The sequence below is a fragment of the Brytella acorum genome, assembly GCF_029309905.1.
GTDB lineage: Bacteria > Pseudomonadota > Alphaproteobacteria > Acetobacterales > Acetobacteraceae > Brytella > Brytella acorum.
Genome location: NZ_JARBJP010000036.1, coordinates 1 through 1,167, shown reverse-complemented (window position 1 = coordinate 1,167; position 1,167 = coordinate 1). Strand labels below are relative to the sequence as shown.

The 1,167-nt window shown below is 57.7% G+C and carries 1 protein-coding gene; it reads right to left on the bottom strand.

Annotated elements, in window-relative coordinates; all coding sequences use genetic code 11:
- Window positions 1–17 precede the first annotated feature (17 nt).
- Window positions 18–1,075, bottom strand: a protein-coding gene (locus PWM43_RS15315) for an IS630 family transposase (RefSeq protein WP_145912892.1) whose coding sequence is annotated in 2 segments (ribosomal slippage) — window positions 18–583 and window positions 583–1,075 — 1,059 coding nt in all. Because the reading frame shifts where the segments join, the coding sequence is not laid out codon by codon here.
- Between the last annotated feature and the right edge of the window lie 92 nt (window positions 1,076–1,167).

Genomic DNA, 1,167 nt, shown 5'->3' with positions numbered 1-1,167 from the left:
ATACCAATTTGTTTTTGCTATGACCCATGAGCCCAGTCGCGCAATCCGAGAGACATAATGCGCCATGGCTGGTCGGTGAGCTGGTTCCACGCATGGCAGGCGATATCGACGATATCGTCATAGGTTTTGAAGATTCTGTTTGAGAGCCATGTATTGCGCATGAACTGCCAGACGTTTTCTACCGGGTTCAGTTCAGGTGAGCGGGGTGGAAGCGGCAGGAGAGTGATGTTGGGGGGAACCGTCAGTTTCAGGCTGGTATGCCATGCTGCCTGATCCAGGATGAGAACGGCATGACTTTGCGGTGCAACGGCCTGGGCGATTTCCTTGAGGTGGAAATTCATCGCATGGATGTTACACGAAGGAAGCACGAGGGCGGCCCCTTTTCCCTGAGCGGGGCAAATCGCTCCGAAAATCCAGGCGGATCGGGTCCGCTGGTCGGCTGTCGCGCGCGGGCGGGTTCCCCGCTTCGCCCACCGCCGTGTCAGCTTTGTTTTCTGGCCGATCCGCGCCTCGTCAGACCACCACAGTTCGATGTCTTCTCCGGGATGACAGGCGCTGATTGCTGCAAGGGCATCAGGGAAGTCTTTTTAAAAATGTCCTGGGCATCCGGGTTCTGGGCATAATGCCGTGGGCGGGCCGTCAGCAGGCGAAAATTCTCATTGCGGACAATCCTGCTCAACCACGATACAGACAGGCTGACCCCGTGCTCTTCATGAAGCCAGGCGCACAGATCACGCAATCGCCAGCGCACCACACCATGAGCCGCGGGAATGGGGCCATCTTCGATCCGCTGCGCCAGAGCCTCCATGACGGAAGGTGTGATGCGACGAGGAGCGCCCCCACCATGACGATCAATCAGACCCGCAGGCCCTTGAGCGTTAAAGCGCAAAACCCAGTCCCGAACGATCTGTCGATCCGTTCCCGCAAGACGGGCCGCTTCACCACGTGTCGCCCCGTCATAAATCGCGGCAAGCGCCAGAAGGCGCCGGGACTGGCCGGCATGTCTGCTTCCTCGGGCCAGACTGCGCACCCTCGTTGCGTCATAGTCCTCTCGGAGTGCGACTGCCTTGCTCATCAGAGATACCTTCCTTCAACGATGGTATCCTGTGAATCACAATTTAACGCCTATGGGCACCCCCATGAGTCACATCCAAAACAATTTAGTAT